Annotated in this window: 19 protein-coding genes; 10 read left to right on the top strand and 9 right to left on the bottom strand. The window is 64.2% G+C overall.

Features of this window, described 5'->3' with window-relative positions; translation table 11 throughout:
* Nucleotides 1–25: 25 nt before the first annotated feature.
* From glyQ to gloA, 6 genes are all read left to right on the top strand, one after another.
* A complete protein-coding gene (glyQ, locus tag JYK05_RS01920) occupies nt 26–1,054 on the top strand; it encodes a glycine--tRNA ligase subunit alpha (RefSeq protein WP_175939512.1) in 1,029 nt (342 codons plus the stop codon).
* A 17-nt stretch (nt 1,055–1,071) separates the two neighbouring features.
* A complete protein-coding gene (gene glyS / locus JYK05_RS01915) occupies nt 1,072–3,171 on the top strand; it encodes a glycine--tRNA ligase subunit beta (protein ID WP_206467572.1) in 2,100 nt (699 codons plus the stop codon).
* Nucleotides 3,172–3,174: 3 nt separating this feature from the next.
* A complete protein-coding gene (gene gmhB, locus JYK05_RS01910; protein WP_206467570.1) occupies nt 3,175–3,726 on the top strand; it encodes a D-glycero-beta-D-manno-heptose 1,7-bisphosphate 7-phosphatase in 552 nt (183 codons plus the stop codon).
* A gap of 30 nt (nt 3,727–3,756) precedes the next feature.
* Nucleotides 3,757–4,530, top strand: coding sequence for a 1-acyl-sn-glycerol-3-phosphate acyltransferase (locus JYK05_RS01905; protein WP_206467568.1), 774 nt, complete (start codon nt 3,757–3,759; stop codon nt 4,528–4,530).
* Nucleotides 4,531–4,617: 87 nt separating this feature from the next.
* Entirely contained in the window at nt 4,618–5,499 is an 882-nt protein-coding gene (locus JYK05_RS01900; protein ID WP_175939509.1) for a M48 family metallopeptidase, read from the top strand.
* A gap of 84 nt (nt 5,500–5,583) precedes the next feature.
* Nucleotides 5,584–5,970, top strand: a complete 387-nt coding sequence (gloA, locus tag JYK05_RS01895; protein WP_175939508.1) for a lactoylglutathione lyase — start codon at nt 5,584–5,586, stop codon at nt 5,968–5,970.
* Nucleotides 5,971–6,037: 67 nt separating this feature from the next.
* Here gloA and JYK05_RS01890 read toward each other — a convergent pair whose 3' ends face one another.
* Nucleotides 6,038–6,718 carry a FadR/GntR family transcriptional regulator gene (locus tag JYK05_RS01890; protein WP_371826410.1) on the bottom strand — a complete coding sequence of 227 codons (681 nt, stop codon included), beginning with the start codon at nt 6,716–6,718 and terminating at the stop codon, nt 6,038–6,040.
* Nucleotides 6,719–6,864: 146 nt separating this feature from the next.
* Between JYK05_RS01890 and dgoD the strand changes: the two genes are divergently transcribed.
* On the top strand, nt 6,865–8,013 hold the full coding sequence (gene dgoD, locus JYK05_RS01885) for a galactonate dehydratase (protein WP_206467566.1): 1,149 nt from the start codon (nt 6,865–6,867) through the stop codon (nt 8,011–8,013).
* Between the two features lie 6 nt (nt 8,014–8,019).
* On the opposite strand, the gene pabB is transcribed toward dgoD, so the two are convergent.
* The 5 genes from pabB to grpE form a co-directional block, all read right to left on the bottom strand.
* Nucleotides 8,020–9,819 carry an aminodeoxychorismate synthase component I gene (gene pabB / locus JYK05_RS01880; protein WP_206467564.1) on the bottom strand — a complete coding sequence of 600 codons (1,800 nt, stop codon included), beginning with the start codon at nt 9,817–9,819 and terminating at the stop codon, nt 8,020–8,022.
* Nucleotides 9,820–9,841: 22 nt separating this feature from the next.
* Complete coding sequence (gene dnaJ / locus JYK05_RS01875) at nt 9,842–10,978, bottom strand: molecular chaperone DnaJ (RefSeq protein ID WP_175939505.1); 1,137 nt, start codon at nt 10,976–10,978, stop codon at nt 9,842–9,844.
* 268 nt (nt 10,979–11,246) lie between these two features.
* Nucleotides 11,247–13,199 (bottom strand): molecular chaperone DnaK, encoded by a 1,953-nt coding sequence (dnaK, locus tag JYK05_RS01870; protein ID WP_206467563.1) that lies wholly within the window; start codon nt 13,197–13,199, stop codon nt 11,247–11,249.
* Between the two features lie 179 nt (nt 13,200–13,378).
* Nucleotides 13,379–13,774: a thioredoxin family protein gene (locus tag JYK05_RS01865; RefSeq protein WP_206467560.1), complete on the bottom strand. Its 396-nt coding sequence runs from the start codon at nt 13,772–13,774 to the stop codon at nt 13,379–13,381.
* 19 nt (nt 13,775–13,793) lie between these two features.
* Nucleotides 13,794–14,396, bottom strand: coding sequence for a nucleotide exchange factor GrpE (gene grpE, locus JYK05_RS01860; RefSeq protein ID WP_206467559.1), 603 nt, complete (start codon nt 14,394–14,396; stop codon nt 13,794–13,796).
* Nucleotides 14,397–14,759: 363 nt separating this feature from the next.
* On the opposite strand from grpE, the gene JYK05_RS01855 reads away from it, so the two are divergent.
* On the top strand, nt 14,760–14,921 hold the full coding sequence (locus JYK05_RS01855) for a hypothetical protein (protein ID WP_175939501.1): 162 nt from the start codon (nt 14,760–14,762) through the stop codon (nt 14,919–14,921).
* Here JYK05_RS01855 and JYK05_RS01850 read toward each other — a convergent pair.
* The 3 genes from JYK05_RS01850 to hrcA form a co-directional block, all read right to left on the bottom strand.
* On the bottom strand, nt 14,893–15,300 hold the full coding sequence (locus JYK05_RS01850; protein ID WP_175939500.1) for an RNA-binding S4 domain-containing protein: 408 nt from the start codon (nt 15,298–15,300) through the stop codon (nt 14,893–14,895). The two genes, JYK05_RS01855 and JYK05_RS01850, sit on opposite strands and share 29 nt — an antisense overlap.
* 25 nt (nt 15,301–15,325) lie before the next feature.
* A complete protein-coding gene (hemH, locus tag JYK05_RS01845; RefSeq protein WP_175939499.1) occupies nt 15,326–16,393 on the bottom strand; it encodes a ferrochelatase in 1,068 nt (355 codons plus the stop codon).
* Between the two features lie 128 nt (nt 16,394–16,521).
* Entirely contained in the window at nt 16,522–17,538 is a 1,017-nt protein-coding gene (gene hrcA, locus JYK05_RS01840) for a heat-inducible transcriptional repressor HrcA (protein ID WP_175939498.1), read from the bottom strand.
* 186 nt (nt 17,539–17,724) lie between these two features.
* Here hrcA and JYK05_RS01835 point away from each other — a divergent pair, with 186 nt between their 5' ends.
* Complete coding sequence (locus JYK05_RS01835) at nt 17,725–18,618, top strand: NAD kinase (RefSeq protein WP_175939497.1); 894 nt, start codon at nt 17,725–17,727, stop codon at nt 18,616–18,618.
* A 35-nt stretch (nt 18,619–18,653) separates the two neighbouring features.
* The gene (gene recN / locus JYK05_RS01830; RefSeq protein ID WP_206467558.1) at nt 18,654–20,306 is read left to right on the top strand and encodes a DNA repair protein RecN; all 1,653 of its coding nucleotides are present in this window, start codon (nt 18,654–18,656) and stop codon (nt 20,304–20,306) included.
* Nucleotides 20,307–20,308: the final 2 nt, after the last annotated feature.

The following is a 20,308-nucleotide window of genomic DNA, read 5'->3' as shown; positions in this document are numbered from 1 at the left end:
CGCGTCCGCCCCGAAAAAAGCAACCATGCTCACCTTTCAGCAAATCATCCTGACGCTGCAGTCCTATTGGAACGACAAGGGCTGCGCGCTTCTCCAGCCCATCGACATGGAAGTCGGCGCGGGCACCTCGCACGTGCACACCTTCCTGCGCGCGATCGGTCCCGAGCCGTGGCGCGCCGCCTACGTGCAGCCGTCGCGCCGCCCGAAGGACGGCCGTTACGGCGAGAACCCCAACCGCCTGCAGCACTACTATCAGTATCAGGTCGTGCTCAAGCCCGCGCCTGAGAACATCCTCGATCTGTATCTCGGCTCGCTCGAAGCACTCGGTTTCGATCTGAAGCAGAACGACGTGCGCTTCGTCGAGGACGACTGGGAGAACCCGACGCTCGGCGCATGGGGACTCGGCTGGGAAGTGTGGCTCAACGGCATGGAAGTGACGCAGTTCACGTACTTCCAGCAGGTAGGCGGCCTCGACTGCAAGCCGGTGCTCGGCGAGATCACGTATGGTCTCGAACGCCTCGCCATGTATTTGCAGAAAGTCGAGAACGTGTACGACCTCGTCTGGACCGAATGGGAAGAAGACGGCCCGAACGGCAAGGTGCTGCGCCGCCTGACCTACGGCGACGTGTATCACCAGAACGAAGTCGAGCAGTCCACCTACAACTTCGAACACGCGAACGTCGATCTGCTCTTCAACTTCTTCAACAGCTACGAAGCCGAAGCGAAGAAGATGATTGAGGCGAAGCTTGCGCTGCCTGCGTATGAACTCGTGCTGAAGGCCGGCCATACGTTCAATCTGCTCGATGCGCGCGGCGCCATTTCCGTGACCGAGCGCGCGGCGTATATCGGCCGCATTCGGGCGCTCTCGCGTCTCGTCGCGCAGGCTTATTACGATTCCCGCGAAAGTCTCGGCTTCCCGATGCTCGGCAATCCGGTGCACGCCGCCGCAGAGCTCGTCACCGATCAGCAGGAAGCCGCGCGTCCGGCCTGGGCGCCGCCGCTGAAGGTGGAAAGCGCGCCGCCGGGCGAAACGCGCAACAACGATCAGGTTTGACGAGGCAAGACAGAACAATGACGCAATCCAATCACGCTTCCCTGCTCGTCGAGCTGCTCACCGAAGAACTCCCGCCGAAAGCCCTCGCGCGTCTCGGCACCGCGTTCGCCGAAGGCATCGTCGAGCGGCTCGCCGCCCGCGATCTGATCGAAGGCGCCGTATCGTTCGAACAGTATGCGACGCCCCGCCGCCTTGCCGTGTTGATCCGCAACGTGCGCGATGTCGCGCCCGAGAAGCAGGTCCGCGAAAAAGTGCTGCCGGTCTCGGTCGCGCTCGACAAGGAAGGCAATCCCACGCCGCCGCTCGCGAAGAAACTCGCCGCGCTGGGCTTCCCCGACTTCCCGCTCGCCGAACTCGAACGCGCGCAGGACGGCAAGGCCGAGGCGTTCTTCCTGCGCTATGCCGCGCCCGGCGCGACGCTCGCCGACGGCCTGCAAGCCGCGCTCGACGAAACGCTCACCAAGCTGCCGATCCCGAAGGTCATGACGTATCAGCGTCCGGACGGCACCAACGTGCAATTCGTGCGTCCGGTGCAGCGCCTTGTCGCCATGCACGGCCGCGACGTCGTGCCGGTGAGCGCGCTCGGCGTCGATGCGGGCGATACGACCATCGGCCATCGCTTTCTGTCGCAGGGTTTCATCGCCATTCCGAGCGCCGACGACTACTCGGAAACGCTGCGCACGAAGGCGCATGTCGTCGCGAATTTCGATGACCGCCGCGAATCCATCCGCACGCAATTGCAGGCGTTCGCCGGTGAAGACCGCGTCGTGATGCCGGAGTCGCTGCTCGACGAAGTGAACGCGCTCGTCGAATGGCCGGTCGTGTATCAGTGCCGCTTCGACGAGGAGTTCCTGCAAGTGCCGCAGGAATGTCTGATCCTCACGATGCAGACGAACCAGAAGTATTTCGCGCTCACGGACCAGAACGGCAAGCTGCGCTCGCGTTTCCTGATCGTGTCCAATATCGATACGCAAACGCCCGCCGAGATTATCGAAGGCAACGAGCGCGTGGTGCGTCCGCGTCTCGCAGATGCGAAGTTCTTCTTCACGCAGGACAAGAAGAAGCGCCTCGAAGAGCGCGTGCCGCTGCTTGCAAACGTGGTCTATCACAACAAGCTCGGCTCCACGCTCGAACGCGTGCAGCGTCTCGAAGCGCTCGCGGGCGAAATCGCCCCGATGATCGGCGTCGATGCCGCGCTCACGCGCCGCGCCGCGCGTCTTGCGAAGGCCGACTTGCTCACCGACATGGTCGGCGAATTCCCCGAGTTGCAAGGCACGATGGGCACCTACTACGCGCGCCACGACGGCGAGCCGGAAGAAGTCGCGCTCGCGTGCTCGGAGCACTATCAGCCGCGCTTCTCCGGCGACGACACGCCGTCCACCGGCGTCGGCTCGGCGGTCGCGCTCGCGGACAAGCTCGAAACCATCGTCGGCATCTGGGGCATCGGCCTCGCGCCGACGGGTGAGAAGGACCCGTTCGCGCTGCGCCGTCATGCGCTCGGCGTGCTGCGCATCCTGCTCGAAAAGAAGCTGCCGGTCGACCTGCGCGATCTCGTCGCCGCCGCGCAGCGCCAGTTCGCCGGCATGCCGCAAGTCGCGGATTCGACGGAAGCCGTGTATGCGTTCTTCCTGGATCGTCTGCGCGGCCTGTTGCGCGAACGCGGCTTCGAAGCCAACGACATCGAGGCCGTTCTCAGCCTGAATCCGACGCGTCTCGACGATATCGTCGCGCGTCTGGATGCCGTGCGCGAATTCGCGGCGCTGCCGGAAGCGGCATCGCTCGCGGCGGCCAACAAGCGCATCACGAACATTCTCAAGAAGTCGGAGCAAGGCGCGCCTTCGTCGGTGAATCCGGAACTGCTCGTGGAGCCGGCCGAGAAGAATCTGTACGCGCAGATTCAAAGCGTGACGCCGCGCGTGCAAAGCCAGCTCGCCGCGCGCAACTACACCGAAGCGTTGAGCGCGCTTGCCGCGCTGCGCGAGAGCGTCGATACGTTCTTCAACGACGTGATGGTCAACGCGGAAGACGCGGCGCTCAGAAACAATCGCCTCGCCCTGCTCGGCGCGCTGCATCAGCAGATGAACTGCGTCGCCGACATCTCCAAGCTCGCGGCGTAAGTCATGAACAGACGACTTGTGATTCTGGACCGCGACGGCGTCATCAACGTCGATTCGGACGCGTTCATCAAGTCGCCGGACGAATGGGTCGCCATTCCCGGCAGTCTCGAAGCCATCGCGCGGCTGAATCAGGCGGGCTACCGCGTGGCGATTGCGTCGAACCAGTCGGGCATCGGGCGCGGTCTCTTCGACATGGCCGCGCTCAACGCCATGCACCAGAAGATGAACCGCGCGGCGGCGGCGGTCGGCGGACGCATCGACGCCATCTTCTTCTGTCCGCATACGGCCGAAGACCAGTGCGATTGCAGAAAGCCGAAGCCCGGCATGCTGCAGCAGATCATCGACCGTTTCGAGATCGATCCGGAAGACACGCCCGTCGTCGGCGATGCCCTGCGCGATCTTCAGGCGGGCGCGGCGCTCGGCTTTCCGGTGCATCTCGTGCTGACCGGCAAGGGCGAAAAAACGCTCGCGCAAGGCAGCCTGCCCGAGGGCACGCAGGTTCACAAGGACCTGCGGGCGTTCGCGCTCGACTTTCTCGCGCGGCACCACGACTGACCGCTTTTCGTCACGCACTCTCGGGGCTTCATGCGCTTCATCCGTTCTTTGCTGCTGATGCTGTACTTCGTCGTGTACACGGTGCCGTACGCGACCGCCTGCTTCATCGCGTTTCCGTTCATGCGCGCGCACAACCGCTACTGGATGGCGGCGGGCTGGTGCAAGTCGACGATCGTCGTGCTGCGGTATCTCGTCGGCATTCGCTACACGATAGAAGGCATGGAGAACCTGCCGAATGGCCCGGCCGTGCTGCTGTCGAAGCATCAATCCGCATGGGAAACGCTCGCCTTTCCGGCGCTGATGCCGCGCCCGCTCTGCTATGTGTTCAAGCGCGAGTTGCTGTACGTGCCGTTTTTCGGCTGGGCGCTCGGCCTCCTGAAGATGGTGCACATCGACCGTTCGCAGGGCCGCGACGCATTCGCATCGGTGACGCGCCAAGGCCGCGCGCGCATGGACGAAGGTGCGTGGGTCATCATGTTTCCGGAAGGCACGCGCACGCGCGTCGGCGCGCAAGGCAAGTACAAGACGGGCGGCGCGCGCTTCGCCGTGGCCACGGGCGCGCCTGTCGTGCCGATCGCGCATAACGCCGGGCACGTCTGGCCGCGCAATTCGTTCATGAAATATCCGGGTATAGTCACGGTGTCGATCGGCAAGCCCATCGATACCGCCGGACTCTCGCCCGAAGAAGTGAATGCGCGCGTCGAGAGCTGGATCGAAACGGAGATGCGCCGTATCGATCCGCTCGCTTATGCCGCGCCGGGCGACGAGCCGCATCGAGCCGGCGCTGCGGGCGCGGGCCGCTGACGCGGCCTCGCACTCGAAAGTCAGAGCCGCGGCGTGCCTTATTCGTTCCTGTCGTCATTTCTGCGCCGCGAGCGCAAAGCCGACCCGATGCAGAAGACTCCCTCGCGACAGCGCCCCGCCGTCGCGCTCGATACACTGCAACTCGATCTTCCGTTCGAGCATGCGCCCGCCGCCGCGCCCGCGCCGCTGCGCGGCGAGCTTCCCTCTTCCGAGCCGACTGCCAAGCCGGCGCCGCTGCCGGAAGGCGTGCGACTGCGGCGCATCGTGCTCGGCGCGCGGGCGCTGGACTACCGCTTCAAGCGATCGGCGCGCCGCACCATCGGCTTTTGCATCGACGCCACCGGACTCACGATCACCGCGCCGCGCTGGGTGACGATCGCGGATATCGAAAGCGCCATCGTCGACAAGCAAAGCTGGATTCTGCGCAAGCTCGCCGAGTGGCAAACGCGCGTCGAGGAACGCGCGCTGCCGCGCATCGAATGGAAGGACGGCGCAGAGTTTCCGTTTCTCGGCAAGACGATTCGCGTGTCGCTGAACGCGGCCGCGAGCGCGCTGTCCTTCGATGCCGAGACCAACGTGCTGGCGCTCGCCCTGCCCGCACTCGCCGACGCGCAGCAGATCAAGGACCGCGTGCAGAGCTGGCTGCAAAGCGAAGCGAAGCGCATCTTCGGCGAGCGGCTCGCGGTGTATGCGCAGAAGCTGGGCGTCGAATTCCGCGCGTACGCGTTGTCGTCGGCGGCGACGCGCTGGGGCAGTTGTTCGAGCGACGGCAAGATTCGCCTCAACTGGCGGCTCATTCACTTTCCGATGTCGATCATCGATTACGTGGTCGCGCATGAGCTTGCGCACTTGCGCGAGATGAACCACAGCCCGCGTTTCTGGCGCACCGTCGAATCCATCTTCCCGGAGTTTCGCGAGGCGCGGCATACGTTGAAGCACCATCCGCCGGACCTGCTGCCGACGCTGTAAGCGCGCGTTCTGAGCGAACGGTACAATTTCGCGTACCCGCAATCGCGGCTTTGCGCCGCCGTTCATCACAACAGGACCCCCACCATGCGACTCCTCCACACGATGCTGCGCGTCGGCGACCTGCAGCGTTCCATCGATTTCTATACGCGTATTCTCGGCATGAAAGTGCTGCGCCAGAGCGAGAACCCGGAATACAAGTACACGCTCGCGTTCGTCGGCTATGGCGACGAGAGCGAGAACAGCGTGCTCGAACTGACGTATAACTGGGGCGTCGAAAAGTACGAAATGGGCACGGCTTACGGCCATATCGCTCTTGAAGTGGATAACGCGGCCGAGGCGTGCGACCGCATCCGCGAAGCGGGCGGCAAGGTCACGCGCGAAGCGGGTCCCGTGAAGGGCGGCAAGACGGTGATCGCGTTCGTGGAAGACCCGGACGGCTACAAGGTCGAACTGATCGAAAAGCATTCCTGATCGCTGTTTTAGCGACAAGGCAAGCGCGCCGCGACTTGTGTCGCCGCGCGTTTTTTTTCGCCTGCCGTCAGCCTTCGATACGGTCGCGTGTCACGCCGAGCAGATTGGCCATCGCGCGCCGCGCCGCCGGGGCGTCGCGAGCGGCGATAGCATCGAACACGGCCGTATGTTCGGCCAGCGATGCGTTGAACACGTCGGCGCGCTTCGCATTCAGGCGCAACTGGCCTTCGAGCGTTCGCGCGATCAACGCGCCCAGCGGCACCAGCAACTCGTTGCTGCACGCGGCCAGCACGCATAAGTGAAAGTCGAGGTCGGCGCGCACCCATTCGTCGACGTTGCGCGCTTCCGTCATCGCGCGATGCGCGCGTTCCAGCCGTTCCAGCGTGCCCGGCTCGTGATTGGCGGCGGCGAGCGCGGCCGCATACGGCTCGATCATCTCGCGCATCTCCTGGAGCTTCAGCGCAAAGAGCATGGGCGGCGCGACGCGCGAGTACCAGTCGAGCATGTCGGCGTCGAGCAGATTCCACGCGTCCTTCGGGCGCACCCGCGTGCCCACCTTCGGCCGCGATTCGACGAGCCCTTTCGATGTCAGCGTGCGCAGCGCCTCGCGCAGCACGGTGCGGCTCACGCCGAAGCGTTCGATCAACTCCGCCTCGCGCGGCAACGGCGAGCCGGGCGGGAAGTCGCCTCGCAGAATGGCCATGCCCAGTTCGTGCGCCACGCGGCCATGCAAATCGCGGTGAATGATTCACTCCTCGTCGGTCTCGTTGATTCGGGCGTGATTATGCTCGAACACCTGCGACGCCAAAAGCGCGCCCGCCGTCAATAGTACTATTAATACGACCAGACGCGCCGCTTTTTGCTACTATGGAGACCCTTGTAGGAGACGCTCACATGAAAATCACGAAACTCGAAACCTTCATCGTTCCGCCGCGCTGGTGCTTCCTCAAGATCGAAACCGACGAAGGCATCACCGGTTGGGGCGAGCCCGTCGTCGAAGGCCGCGCGCACACGGTGGCCGCCGCCGTCGACGAACTCGCGGACTATCTGATCGGCAAGGACCCGCGCCATATCGAAGACTTGTGGCAAGTGATGTATCGCGCGGGCTTCTATCGCGGCGGCCCGATCGGCATGAGCGCGATCGCGGGCGTCGATCAGGCGCTGTGGGACATTCTCGGCAAGCATCATGGCGTGCCGATTCACGCGCTGCTCGGCGGCCAGGTGCGCGACAAGATCAAGGTGTATTCGTGGATCGGCGGCGACCGTCCGAGCGATGTCGCGAACAACGCGCGCGCGGTCGTCGAGCGGGGCTTCAAGGCCGTGAAGATGAACGGCTCGGAAGAATTGCAGATGATCGACACCTTCGACAAGGTGCAAGGCGTGATCGACAATGTGCGCGCCGTGCGCGAGGCGGTCGGCCCGAACGTGGGCATCGGCGTGGACTTTCATGGCCGCGTGCACAAGCCGATGGCGAAGGTGCTGGCGAGAGAACTCGATCCGTTCAAGCTGATGTTCATCGAGGAGCCGGTGCTTTCGGAGAACGTCGAGGCGCTGCGCGATATCGTCAATCAGACGAGCACGCCCATTGCGCTCGGCGAGCGGCTGTATTCGCGCTGGGACTTCAAGCACATTCTCGCGGGCGGCTATGTCGATATCATCCAGCCGGACGCGTCGCACGCCGGCGGGCTGACGGAGTGCCGCAAGATCGCATCGATGGCGGAAGCCTACGATGTCGCGCTCGCACTGCATTGCCCGCTCGGTCCGATTGCGCTCGCGACTTGCCTGCAAATCGATGCCGTGAGCTACAACGCGTTCATCCAGGAACAGAGTCTCGGCATCCACTACAACACGGGCAACGATCTGCTCGACTACATCAAGAATCCCGAGGTCTTCAAGTACGACGACGGCATGGTGTCGATTCCGCAAGGGCCGGGGCTCGGCATCGAAGTCAACGAGGAGAAGGTGCGCGAGATGGCGAAGGGCGGGCACCGCTGGCGCAATCCGGTGTGGCGTCACGCGGATGGCAGCGTCGCGGAGTGGTGATCGGCTCTAGCGTTTGAACGTTGCGTTGACCGCGCCGCGCAGCGCATTGCTGAGAAGCAAGCCTTCGGCGCGGTCGATGTCTCGCACGGTCAGCGTGCGTTCCGACGCGCCGAGTTCCTCCATCAGCACCGCCCGCATGACGCCGGGCAGCACGCCGGCGCTCAAGGGCGGCGTCCACCACTTTCCGTCCAGCTTCACGAACACGCTCGAACGGCCGCCCTCGGTCAGTCCGCCGCGCTCGTTCGTGAACAGCATGTCGAACGCGCCTTCGGCTTCGGCGGCTTTCCACGCGCGGTCGTAGTCGGCGCGGCGCGTCGTTTTGTGGCGAAGCAATACGTCGGCGGATGACTGCGGCGCGAAGCCTCGGTCCGCAGCGAGCAGCACATCCACCGTATCCGACGACAACGGCGCAAGCGGCGCGCTCGTCAGCGTGAGGCGTCCGCTCTTGTCGAGCGCGATGCGCAGTCTATACGGCTTGCCCGCTTCAAAGCTCGCGCATTGCTGCGCGACATGGGCATCCAGAGCGCGCTTGTCGAAGGGGAAGCCCAAATACGCTGCGCTCGCTTCGAGTCGCGCAACATGACGCGAGTAGTGGCGCACGCCTTCATCGCGCGTGGCGTACGTCGTCTCGAAGAGTTCGAAACCGGGGTCCGCGCCGGTCAGAAAGCGCGCCTTGAGAAGACACTCCTCGTACTCGCTCTCGGCGATGCTATCCAGCACGATGCCAGCGCCAATCCCGAGCACGCCGCGCTTCTGATCAGCGTCGATCACGAGAGTGCGGATGGCGACGGAGAGGCAGAAATCGCCGCGTTGATCGAGCCAGCCGATTGCGCCGGTATAAAGCCCGCGCGGCGTGCTTTCGATCTGATCGATGAGTTGCATCGTGCGGTACTTCGGCGCGCCGGTGATCGATCCGCACGGAAAGAGCGCCCGCACGATCGCGGCGAACGACGTGTCCGGCGATACGCGCGCCTCGACCGTCGAGGTCATCTGCCAGACCGACGCATACGGCTCCACGGAGAAAAGCGCCGGCACATGGACGGAGCCCGTCGCCGCGACACGCGAGAGGTCGTTGCGCAGCAAGTCGACGATCATCACGTTCTCCGCGCGATTCTTCGGATCGCAGCGCAGCGCGGCGGGGTCCGAGTCGCGCGGCGCGGTGCCTTTCATCGGCTTCGCGCGCAGCAGGTCGCCATGCTTCTCGACAAAAAGCTCCGGCGAACACGACACGACCGCGCGTCCGTCCGGCAACGCGATCAACGCGCCGTACCTGACCGGCTGCCGCTCCCGCAGCCGTCGATACAGCGCGAGCGGCGAGCCGAACACATCGAAATTCAGCCGGAACGTGTAGTTGACCTGATACGACTCGCCTTCTTCCAGCGCTTGCTTGATGGCAGCAATCGCATGATCGAATTCGTCGCGAGTGATGCTCGGCTCGATGCCGCCGACGCCCGCGACCGAGGGCTCGGCGCTTCCGGCATCCTGCGACGCGAGCCATTCGCTCGCCTCATCGCGTGAAAGCAGCGCGCACGAGCGGAACATGAGCACGCGCAGCGCGTGATCGCCGCCGCGTCCGATGCTGCCGAACTGAAGGTTGCGCCCGAACTCGTAATCCGCGACAACGACTGCATGCAGTCCGCTTGTCAGATCGCGTTCGATGGCGGCGCAGACCGCATCGAGTTCGCGCCCGTCCTCGCACACATGCTCGTGCGAAAAGTCCGCGTACAAACGACTCGACCGCCTTTCGGCGGTCGCGTCGCAATCGTCGAGCAGCGCGAACACCGCGCTGCGTGCTTCGATCTTCATGGCAATGCTCGTATCGACTGCATCAGTCGAAGAAGCTCTTCACGCGGTCGAACCAGCTTTTGCTCTGCGGGCTATGCCGCGCGCCGCCTTCCGTCAGCGACTTCTCGAACTGCTTCAGCAGATCGCGCTGCTGATCGGTGAGCTTGACCGGCGTTTCCACCTGCACGTGCACGTAGAGATCGCCCGCGATGCTCGAACGCAAGCCCTTGATGCCCTTGCCGCGCAGACGGAACGTCTTGCCCGACTGCGTGCCTTCGGGCACGGTGAAGCTCGCGCGTCCCGCCAGCGTCGGCACTTCGATCTCGCCGCCGAGCGCCGCCGTGGTGAACGGAATCGGCATCTGGCAATGCAAGTCGTCGCCGTCGCGCTCGAACACCGAGTGCTGCTTGATGTGGATTTCCACGTACAAGTCGCCGCTCGGCCCGCCGTTGATGCCCGGCTCGCCGTTGCCCGCCGAACGGATGCGCATGCCGTCGTCGATGCCGGCCGGAATCTTCACTTCCAGCGTCTTCGTTTCCTTCACCTTGCCCGCGCCGTGGCAGTTGCCGCACGGGTCGGGAACGTAGGTGCCGCTGCCGTGACACTTCGGACAGGTCTGCTGGATGCTGAAGAAGCCCTGCGACATCCGAACCTGGCCCTGGCCGTGACACGTCGGACAGGTTTCCGGCTTCGTGCCGGGCTTCGCGCCCGAGCCGTGGCAGACGTTGCAGTTGACCCAGCTCGGCACGCGGATTTGCGTGTCGTAACCGTGCGCGGCCTGCTCCAGCGTGATCTCCATGCTGTAGCGCAAGTCCGCGCCGCGATACACCTGCGGACCGCCGCGACCGCCGCGCGCCGCGCCGCCCGCGGCCTGCCCGAAGATGTCGCCGAAGATATCGCCGAACGCATCGGCAAAGCCGCCGAAGCCTTGCGCGCCCGCGCCCGCCATGTTCGGATCGACGCCCGCGTGACCGTATTGATCGTACGCGGCGCGCTTCTGCTGGTCGGAGAGCATCTCGTAGGCTTCCTTCGCCTCCTTGAAGTTCTCTTCCGCCTTCTTGTTGTCCGGGTTGCGGTCAGGGTGATACTTCATCGCGAGCTTGCGATACGCCTTCTTGATCTCGTCGTCGCTCGCGTTCTTCGCAACGCCCAGAACGTCGTAGTAATCCCGTTTCGCCATGTCGGTTCCATGCCGCCGCGGAGTGACCGCGACGGTTCCTCTCGAATGCTTCGGACCAAACGGCCCGCGCGTAACCTCTGACGCCTCGCTGCAAAAACCCGCCTTCAGCAAGACGCCCCAAAAAAACAATGTGCCCGGTCGAGCCGTTCGGCTCGCCAGGCGCGTTTCACGTCAGACGCTCAACGCGTCCTGCCGCGGTGTTTTCGCGCGATACCGCCCGCGAAAAGACCGCGAGCGCGTGAACGTTGCCATCCACGCGCTCTGCGGCTTAGTCCTTCTTCACTTCCTTGAAGTCGGCGTCGACGACATCGTCATGCTGCTGGCTCGCGCCAGCCGATGCCGCTTCCGCGCCGGCCGCACCGGCAGCCGCACCCGCCGCGCCTTGCTGCGCCTGCATGTCGGCGTACATCTTCTCGCCGAGCTTCTGCGATGCGGTAGCCAGCGCCTCGATCTTCGCTTCGATCGTCGCCTTGTCGCTCGACGTGTTCTTCAGCGCCTCTTCGAGGTCCTTCAGCGCGGCTTCGATCTTTTCCTTCTCCGAAGCGTCGACCTTGTCGCCGTACTCGGCAACCGCCTTCTTGGTGCTGTGGACCAGCGCGTCGCCCTGGTTGCGAGCATCGGCCAGTTCGCGCAGCTTGTGATCTTCCTCGGCGTTGGCTTCGGCGTCCTTCACCATCTTGTCGATTTCGGCGTCCGTCAGACCCGAGTTCGCCTTGATGGTGATCTTGTTTTCCTTGCCGGTCGCCTTGTCCTTCGCGCCGACGTGCAGAATGCCGTTCGCGTCGATGTCGAAAGTCACTTCGATCTGCGGCACGCCACGCGGTGCGGGCGGAATGCCTTCGAGGTTGAACTCGCCGAGCAGCTTGTTGCCTGCGGCCATTTCACGCTCGCCCTGGAACACCTTGATCGTCACGGCGCTCTGGTTGTCGTCCGCCGTCGAATACACTTGCGAGTGCTTCGTCGGGATCGTGGTGTTCTTGTTGATCATCTTCGTCATCACGCCGCCGAGCGTCTCGATGCCGAGCGAGAGCGGAGTCACGTCGAGCAGCAGCACGTCCTTGCGGTCGCCCGACAGAACCTGGCCTTGAATCGCGGCGCCCACGGCCACGGCTTCGTCCGGGTTCACGTCACGGCGCGGTTCCTTGCCGAAGAACTCCTTCACCTTCTCCTGCACCTTCGGCATGCGCGTCATGCCGCCGACGAGAATCACGTCGTCGATTTCGCCGACCTTGACGCCCGCATCCTTGATAGCGATGCGGCACGGTTCGATCGTGCGCTCGATCAGGTCTTCCACGAGCGCTTCGAGCTTCGCGCGGGTGATCTTCAGGTTCAGGTGCTTGGGACCGGAAGCGTCCGCCGTGATGTACGGCAGGTTGATTTCGGTCTGCGCCGTGGACGACAGTTCGATCTTCGCCTTCTCAGCCGCTTCCTTCAGGCGTTGCAACGCGAGCACGTCCTTCGACAGATCGACGCCCTGCTCCTTCTTGAACTCGCTGATGATGTAATCGATGATGCGCTGGTCGAAGTCTTCGCCGCCCAGGAACGTGTCGCCGTTCGTCGACAGCACTTCGAACTGCATTTCGCCGTCCACATCCGCGATTTCGATGATCGAGATATCGAACGTGCCGCCGCCCAGGTCGAACACGGCGATCTTGCGGTCGCCCTTTTCAGCCTTGTCGAGGCCGAACGCGAGCGCGGCTGCCGTCGGTTCGTTGATGATGCGCTTGACTTCCAGACCGGCGATGCGGCCGGCGTCCTTCGTTGCCTGACGCTGGCTGTCGTTGAAGTACGCCGGAACCGTGATGACGGCTTCCGTCACCGGCTCGCCGAGGTAGTCTTCAGCGGTCTTCTTCATCTTGCGCAGCACTTCCGCCGAGATTTGCGGCGGCGCGAGCTTCTGGCCGTGCGCTTCGACCCATGCGTCGCCATTGTCGGCCTTGACGATCTTGTAGGGCATCAGGCCGATGTCCTTCTGCACTTCCTTCTCTTCGAAGCGGCGGCCGATCAGGCGCTTGACAGCGTACAGCGTGTTGCGCGGATTCGTGACCGACTGACGCTTGGCAGGCGCGCCAACGAGGATCTCGTTGTCATCCATGTACGCGATGATCGACGGCGTGGTGCGCGCGCCTTCCGAGTTCTCGATGACCTTGACCTGATTGCCTTCCATCAGCGCCACGCACGAGTTCGTGGTGCCGAGGTCGATGCCGATGATTTTGCCCATTTTTATACTCTCCTAGCTTTGATCGCTTTGGCGCTGCGGCCGGAAAACGCCGGCTTTTGCGGCCGATTCAACGGGCCGAACGCCCAAAATTCATACCTGTACGCAAGATAAGAGCGCCGGTTTCGTTTTCAAGACCCTGAATGCAATGCGGTCTATAACTTTTTGCGCTCCGGTTCGCGTCATTGCTTTGCTGCCGCCGCGCGGATTTTCTCGCGCGCCGCCGCGACTGCCGCCTCGAATTGCGCAAGACCGTGCCAGCCGGTCGCGCGGCCGAGCCGCTTGCCGCGGTGAAAGAAGAACCACGTCGGCACGCCATGCAACATGAAGCGGCGACCTAGCTCCCGATGCTCGTACACATTGCTGTGAAACCACCTCAGTCCGAGCGCGCGAATGGCGTCGGGCTGCGCGAGCATCGCTTTTTTCGCGATCTCGCAGTTGAAGCAGTCGAGGCCCCAGAAGAACACGACGGCCAGTTCGTCGCCCGCCGACGCCAGCCCGGCGTCGAAGCCGGCGGCGTCCAGTTCCTGCATGTCGAAGACGGAGAAAGCGATCGAATCGACGGGCACGTTGGCCATGATCGCGAACCTCGCGGGCTTACTTCGGCGCAGCGACGGTGACGAGCGCCGGACGCAGCACGCGATCGGCGATGATGTAGCCCTTCTGCAGCACTGCAACGATGGTGTTCGGCTCTTGATCCGCCGGCACCATCGAGATGGCCTGATGACGATGCGGGTCGAACTTCTCGCCGACCGGATTCAGCGCGACGACGCGGCCCTTTTCCAGCGCGCCCGTCAACTGGCGCAGCGTCAGTTCGACGCCTTCGCGCACCTTGGCGAGATCCGTGGACTGATCCGCGAGCGCGGCTTCGAGGCTGTCGAGCACCGGCAGCAGATTTTCGGCGAAGCTCTCGATGGCGAACTTGTGCGCCTTCGCCACGTCTTCCTGGCCGCGGCGGCGTACGTTTTCCGTTTCCGCCTTCGCCCGAAGGAATTCTTCCTGCAGCGCGGCCACGCGAGCCTGCGCTTCCGCCAGTGCGGTTTCGGTGGCGTTCGTGCTGTTGGTGGCGGCTTCCGGCGCAGCAGTGCCGTCTGCCGAGGCGGCCTGCCCGCCTGCCTGATTCAAGTCGGCGGCCTGGCGCGCGTTTTCGTCGGCGGGCGTGGGGTTCTGGCTCGCTGAATTCTCTTGCGTGTTTTCCATGTCGCTGAGTGTCATTACCGTGATTGGATGGATCGGGAATGCCGCCGGCCATTAAGCGGCCGACGCGCTTCCTCGCGCTAGCTGCCGAAATTGGGGCAGCGGAAAAGTTTTCAAGGGTTTGTCAGATCAAAATTGAACGTCAGTGTGCCAGCCCGGGCGCGCGCGAAATAAGCGGTAACGGACGTTTCGCCGCATCGCGTAAATTGAGATTGAGGGAATGCAGCGGCTCACCTACACTTCGATCAAGCACCGCAGGACGCACGTTTACCCTAATCCTACGATTGCTACAAACCGCTTACGCGTCGCCAATTTCCTGATCCTCGCGCGGTCGTCCAGCCGCCGTTCCCGTTTCCCGGGGGTACCATGAAACTGACCTTTGCCATCGCGGTGGTCGCCCTGGTACTCGTCGCGGGAACCACGACCATCTGCATGTCCGGCGCCCTGACCGCCCGCACCACCGAGTACGGCGGCGTTCACGCGACGGTCGAAGAATTCTTCAATCCGAACCTGAAAATCTGTCGATGATGCGGCGGTCGCGCTTCGTCGGCCTGCCCTGCATGCCGGCGGCCGGCTCGCGAAACGTCTTGCGCCGTTCCGCTTCCGCGAGCCGCTTGGTCCGGCCTTCGTCCGTCTCCGCATAGAGCGTCTGCGCGACTGGCGCGGGACCGCGCACGTCGCACAGGCCGAGCACCTGCACCTGCCAGACGATCCGCTCGATATCGATCTCGACGATATCGCCCACCCGCACGTCCTTCGACGGCTTCACGTTCGCGCCGCCGATCCTCACGCGGCCTTTCTCCACTGCGTCGCTCGCGAGCGAGCGCGTCTTGAAGAAACGCGCGGCCCACAGCCATTTGTCGATGCGCAGGCGCGCGCCCGGTTCCGTCGTGATCTTGTAATTCATGGTGATTCTCGTGCGATGAGCGGTTTCAGGCCGCCACCGTCACCGGTTGCGTGGCCTGTACAGGCCATCCTTGCAGATGTTGTGCCGCGATCTCGCCTAACGCCTTGATCCACGCCGGCGAAGCGTTCAGGCAGGCGATGCGGTGGAATTCCTTGCCGCCCGCCTTCAGAAATTCGTCGCGCACTTCGATGCCGATTTCCTCGATCGTTTCCAGGCAGTCCGCCGTGAAGCCGGGGCAGAACACGTCCACGCGCTTCACGCCGGCCGCGCCCAGTTCCGCGAGGGTCGGCGCGGTGTATGGCTGCAGCCACTCCGCGCGGCCGAAGCGCGACTGGAACGTCACGCGGCATTCCACCGGCGTGAGCCCCAGCGCGGAGGCGAGCAGCGAGCCGGTCAACTGGCATTGGTCATGGTACGGGTCGCCGAGATCCATGGTCCGCTTCGGCACGCCGTGAAAACTCAACACGAGCTTGTCGCCCGAGGCGAAGTCCGGCTGGCCGTGCAGCCGCCAGTAGTCACGCACCTGCTCGGCGAGCGCCGCGATGTACGCGGGATGGTCCGCGTAATGGCGAATGGTGCGGATCTCCGGCTGATTGCGCACGCGCTTGAGCGCAGTGAAGGCGTCGTCGAAAGCCGTGGCCGTGGTCGACGACGAATACTGCGGATACATCGGCACGAGCAGGATGCGATCGGCGCCTTCCAGCTTCAGCTGATTCAGCATGGCGCCGATGCCCGGCGTGCCGTAGCGCATCGCGTAATCGACGATGACGTGATAATCGTTCGCCGCAAAAAGCCGCCGCAAGCCTTCGACCTGCCGCTCCGTATAGACACGCAACGGCGAGCCTTCGGGCATCCACACCTGCGCGTATTTTTTTGCCGATGCCCGCCCGCGAAACGGCAGGATGATGCCGCGCAGAATGATTTGCCAGATAAACGACGGAATTTCGACGACGCGCGGATCGCTCAGAAACTGCGCGAGATATTTGCGCACCGCTCGCGGCGTGGGCGCGTCCGGCGTGCCGAGATTGATCAGCAGCACCGCGACGCGATGCGAGGCGCTGGGCTGCGAGGGCAACTCGAGGTCGAAACGCATAGGGCAAGGCGGCCGAAAGTCATCGAAAGGTGACGGCCATTATAGCGGCGCGTTCCAGCACGCTGCATCGGCCGAACGGCCTAGTGGCGGCGCGTTCGGCGGCGCGGCAAGATGCCCGCAAAGACGCGTTATTGCTGGCTGAGCGACATCGACAGCAGGCGCGCCGTGATATCGACGATGGGAATCACGCGGTTGTAGGCCATGCGCGTCGGGCCGATCACGCCGAGCGTGCCGACGATCTTGCCGTTCACTTCGTACGGCGCGGTCACGACGCTCATCTCCTCGATCGGCACGAGATTCGATTCCCCGCCGATGAAAATCTGCACGCCCTGCGCGTGACTCGAAACATCCAGCAATTGCAGGAGGCTCGTCTTTTGGTCGAAGAGGTCGAAGAGTTTGCGCAGCCGCGCCATGTCCGACGAAAGGTCCGCGACTTCGAGCAGGTTGCGCTCGCCGGAAATCAGCACGGTCTCGCCGGGATCGGTTTCGGCCGTGCTCGCGACGACCGCCGCTTGCATCAGCGTGGTCATGTCGCCGCGCAACTGGTCGATTTCCTCGCGCAGCCGGCGGCGCACTTCGTCGAAGGACAGGCCCGCGAAATGCGCGTTGATGTAATTCGAGGCTTCGGTGAGTTGCGAGGGCGAGTAGTCGCGCTGCGTGGCCATCATGCGGTTTTGCACGTCGCCTTCCGGCGTCACGATGATGAGCAGAATGCGCTTGTCCGACAGCCGCATGAACTCGATCTGCTTGAACATGTGGCTGCGCCGCGGCGTGAGGATCACGCCTGCGAACGAGGACAGGCTGGACAGCACGCTCGCCGCCGCAGCGACGATCTTCTGCGGCTCCTCGCCTTGCAGACGCGTCTTGACGGCCGTGGTCATCGCCTCGTCCTGCGGGGCTTCGACCGTGAGCATGGTGTCGACGAACAGGCGATAGCCGCGCGGCGTGGGAATGCGCCCAGCGGAAGTATGCGGACTGGCGACGAGGCCGAGGTCCTCGAGGTCCGACATCACGTTGCGGATGGTGGCGGGACTCAGTTCGAGGCCGGAGTGACGTGATAACGTGCGCGAACCGACCGGCTGACCTTCGGCGATGTAACGCTCGATCAACGTTTTCAGGAGGGTTTGTGCACGTGGGTCTAGCATGGGCAAATTTTAACGCAACGTGTCAAAGCGCGGCGACGGCTGCCGCCGCGGGCTCGCGCCGTTTCGGGCTGCGTCCGGCGGCGCGCCGATCGTTCAATGTCCGCTCCATTCTAGCGACAAACCGGAGCTACCTGAGACCGCGCGGCGCCGGTTCTTTTCGCCTTCGACCTATGGTGTAATGCCGGCATGGAAATTGGCCAATTCAAGACCGTCGCCCTGGTCGGGCGCACCAACACGCCCGGCATCGAGGCGCCGCTGCGATCGCTCGCGGAGCACATTGCGAACCAGGGCTTCGACGTGGTGTTCGAAGCCGGCACCGCCAAGGACGTCGGCGTGACCGACTATCCCGCGCTGTCCATCGCGGAGATCGGCGCGCGGGCGGATGTCGCTGTCGTTCTCGGCGGCGACGGCACCATGCTCGGCGTGGGCCGTCAGCTCGCGCCGTACAGAACGCCGCTCATCGGCGTGAATCACGGGCGGCTCGGGTTCATCACGGACATTCCGCTCAAGGAGATGCGCGAACGCGTGCCGCAAATGCTCGCGGGGCAATTCGAGCGCGAGGAGCGCAGCCTGCTCGAAGCGCGCATCGTGCGCAACGACAAGCCGATCTATCACGCGCTCGCGTTCAACGACGTGGTGGTGAATCGCAGCGGCTTCTCGGGCATGGCGGAGTTGCGCGTGTCGGTGGACGGCCACTTCATGTACAACCAGCGCTCCGACGGGCTGATCGTCGCGACGCCGACCGGCTCCACGGCGTACGCACTGTCTTCCGCCGGGCCGATTCTGCATCCGCAACTGCAAGGCTTCGTGCTCGTGCCGATCGCGCCGCACTCGCTTTCGAACCGTCCGATCGTGCTGCCCGACGACTCGAAGGTCACCATTCAGATCATCGGCGGGCGCGACGTGAACGTGAACTTCGACATGCAGTCGTTCACCGCCGTCGAACTGAACGACGCCATCGAGGTGCGGCGCTCCCGGCACACCGTGCCGGTGCTGCATCCGGTCGGCTACAGCACGTACGCCACGCTGCGCAAGAAACTGCACTGGAACGAGCATCCCTCGCAGGACTCGTCTGTCTGACCGCACAACTTTGCCGAACCCTTCCCGAAGCGTCCATGCTCCGTCATCTCTCCATTCGAGACTTCGTCATCGTCGCCGCGCTCGACATCGAATTCGATTCGGGCTTCACGGTTTTTTCGGGTGAAACCGGCGCGGGAAAGTCGATCCTGATCGACGCCCTCGCGCTCACGCTCGGCGCGCGCGCCGATGCGAGCGTCGTGCGCACCGGCGAGCCGCGCGCGGACATCACCGCCGAGTTCGGCACGCACGCCCAAGTAGTTCGCTGGCTCGACGAGCACGCGCTTTCGCAAGACGGCGACACGGTGATGCTGCGCCGCGTGATTGATTCGAGCGGCCGCTCGCGCGCTTTTATCAACGGCACGCCGGCGACGCTCACGCAATTGCGCCAAGTCGGCGAAATGCTCGTGGATATCCACGGCCAGCACGCGCATCAGTTATTGATGCGTCCCGACGCGCAGCGCGAACTGTTCGACACGCACGCCGGTCTGGTCGATACGGCTGCCGCCGTGAATCGCGCATGGCGGGCTTGGCGCGAAGCGCAGCAGGCCGTGGACGCCGCGCAAAGCCGCGACCGCGAACTGCAGCTGGAGCGCGAACGCCTTGCCTGGCAACTCAGCGAGTTCGACAAGCTCGCGCCGCAGCCCGGCGAATGGGAGGAAGTGAGCGCGGAGCATCATCGGCTGTCGCATTCGGCGAGTCTGATCGACGGCGTGCAGAACGCGCTCGGCGCGCTGTCCGAATCCGATGACGCGATGATCTCCCAGCTCGGCGCCATCATTTCGAAGCTGCGCGCTCTCGCCGACATCGACCCGGCGCTCAACGATGCGCTCGCCTCGCTCGAACCGGCCGAAATACAGTTGCAGGAGGCGTCGTACTCGCTGTCGCACTATGCGCAGCGGCTGGAGCTCGATCCGGACCGGCTCGCGCAAGTCGAAAAGCGCATGGATCAGCTTCATTCGACGGCGCGCAAATTCCGTCTTCAGCCCGAAGCCTTGCCGGAAGAACACGAAACGCGCCGCCGTCAGCTCGCCGAACTCGACGCCGCCGCGGACCTCGACGCGCTGAACGCCGCCGCCGCGAAAGCGAAAGACGCGTATCTCGCCGAAGCGAACGTGCTGTCGAAGGCGCGCGCGAAGGCAGCGAAGTCGCTCTCGAAAGCGGTCACCGAAGGCATGCAGGAACTGTCGATGGCGGGCGGCAGCTTCGAAGTCGCGCTCGTGCCGCTTGCGGAAGGCGGCGCGAACGGGCTGGAGCAGATCGAGTTTCGCGTTGCCGGTCACGCGGGCGTCGCGCTGCGGCCGCTCGCGAAGGTCGCCTCGGGCGGCGAACTGGCGCGTATCAGCCTCGCGCTCGCGGTCATCGCGAGTACCGCGAGTCCCACGCCCACGCTCATCTTCGACGAAGTGGACACGGGCATCGGCGGCGGCGTCGCGGAAGTCGTCGGGCGGCTCTTGCATCAACTCGGGCGCGACCGTCAGGTGCTGTGCGTCACGCACTTGCCGCAAGTGGCCGCGCGCGGCGATCAGCATTTCCAAGTCGCGAAGTCGTCCGACGATGCCGGCGGCACCGTCAGCACGGTGACGCCGCTCGACAAGGCGAAGCGCATCGAGGAAGTGGCGCGGATGCTCGGCGGTATCGAAATCACCGCGACGACGCGCAAGCACGCGAAGGAAATGCTGGCGGCGTGAGC

It is taken from the genome of Caballeronia sp. M1242 (assembly GCF_017220215.1).
GTDB lineage: Bacteria > Pseudomonadota > Gammaproteobacteria > Burkholderiales > Burkholderiaceae > Caballeronia.
This window is presented reverse-complemented; position numbering and strand designations above follow the sequence as displayed.

Bases quoted from the DNA above. Each gene is read 5' to 3' on its own strand.
- glyQ (WP_175939512.1), top strand. From the start codon at position 26: ATGCTCACCTTTCAGCAAATCATCCTGACGCTGCAGTCCTATTGGAAC.
- glyS (WP_206467572.1), top strand. From the start codon at position 1,072: ATGACGCAATCCAATCACGCTTCCCTGCTCGTCGAGCTGCTCACCGAA.
- gmhB (WP_206467570.1), top strand. From the start codon at position 3,175: ATGAACAGACGACTTGTGATTCTGGACCGCGACGGCGTCATCAACGTC.
- JYK05_RS01905 (WP_206467568.1), top strand. From the start codon at position 3,757: ATGCGCTTCATCCGTTCTTTGCTGCTGATGCTGTACTTCGTCGTGTAC.
- JYK05_RS01900 (WP_175939509.1), top strand. From the start codon at position 4,618: ATGCAGAAGACTCCCTCGCGACAGCGCCCCGCCGTCGCGCTCGATACA.
- gloA (WP_175939508.1), top strand. From the start codon at position 5,584: ATGCGACTCCTCCACACGATGCTGCGCGTCGGCGACCTGCAGCGTTCC.
- dgoD (WP_206467566.1), top strand. From the start codon at position 6,865: ATGAAAATCACGAAACTCGAAACCTTCATCGTTCCGCCGCGCTGGTGC.
- pabB (WP_206467564.1), bottom strand. From the start codon at position 9,819: ATGAAGATCGAAGCACGCAGCGCGGTGTTCGCGCTGCTCGACGATTGC.
- dnaJ (WP_175939505.1), bottom strand. From the start codon at position 10,978: ATGGCGAAACGGGATTACTACGACGTTCTGGGCGTTGCGAAGAACGCG.
- dnaK (WP_206467563.1), bottom strand. From the start codon at position 13,199: ATGGGCAAAATCATCGGCATCGACCTCGGCACCACGAACTCGTGCGTG.
- JYK05_RS01865 (WP_206467560.1), bottom strand. From the start codon at position 13,774: ATGGCCAACGTGCCCGTCGATTCGATCGCTTTCTCCGTCTTCGACATG.
- grpE (WP_206467559.1), bottom strand. From the start codon at position 14,396: ATGGAAAACACGCAAGAGAATTCAGCGAGCCAGAACCCCACGCCCGCC.
- JYK05_RS01855 (WP_175939501.1), top strand. From the start codon at position 14,760: ATGAAACTGACCTTTGCCATCGCGGTGGTCGCCCTGGTACTCGTCGCG.
- JYK05_RS01850 (WP_175939500.1), bottom strand. From the start codon at position 15,300: ATGAATTACAAGATCACGACGGAACCGGGCGCGCGCCTGCGCATCGAC.
- hemH (WP_175939499.1), bottom strand. From the start codon at position 16,393: ATGCGTTTCGACCTCGAGTTGCCCTCGCAGCCCAGCGCCTCGCATCGC.
- hrcA (WP_175939498.1), bottom strand. From the start codon at position 17,538: ATGCTAGACCCACGTGCACAAACCCTCCTGAAAACGTTGATCGAGCGT.
- JYK05_RS01835 (WP_175939497.1), top strand. From the start codon at position 17,725: ATGGAAATTGGCCAATTCAAGACCGTCGCCCTGGTCGGGCGCACCAAC.
- recN (WP_206467558.1), top strand. From the start codon at position 18,654: ATGCTCCGTCATCTCTCCATTCGAGACTTCGTCATCGTCGCCGCGCTC.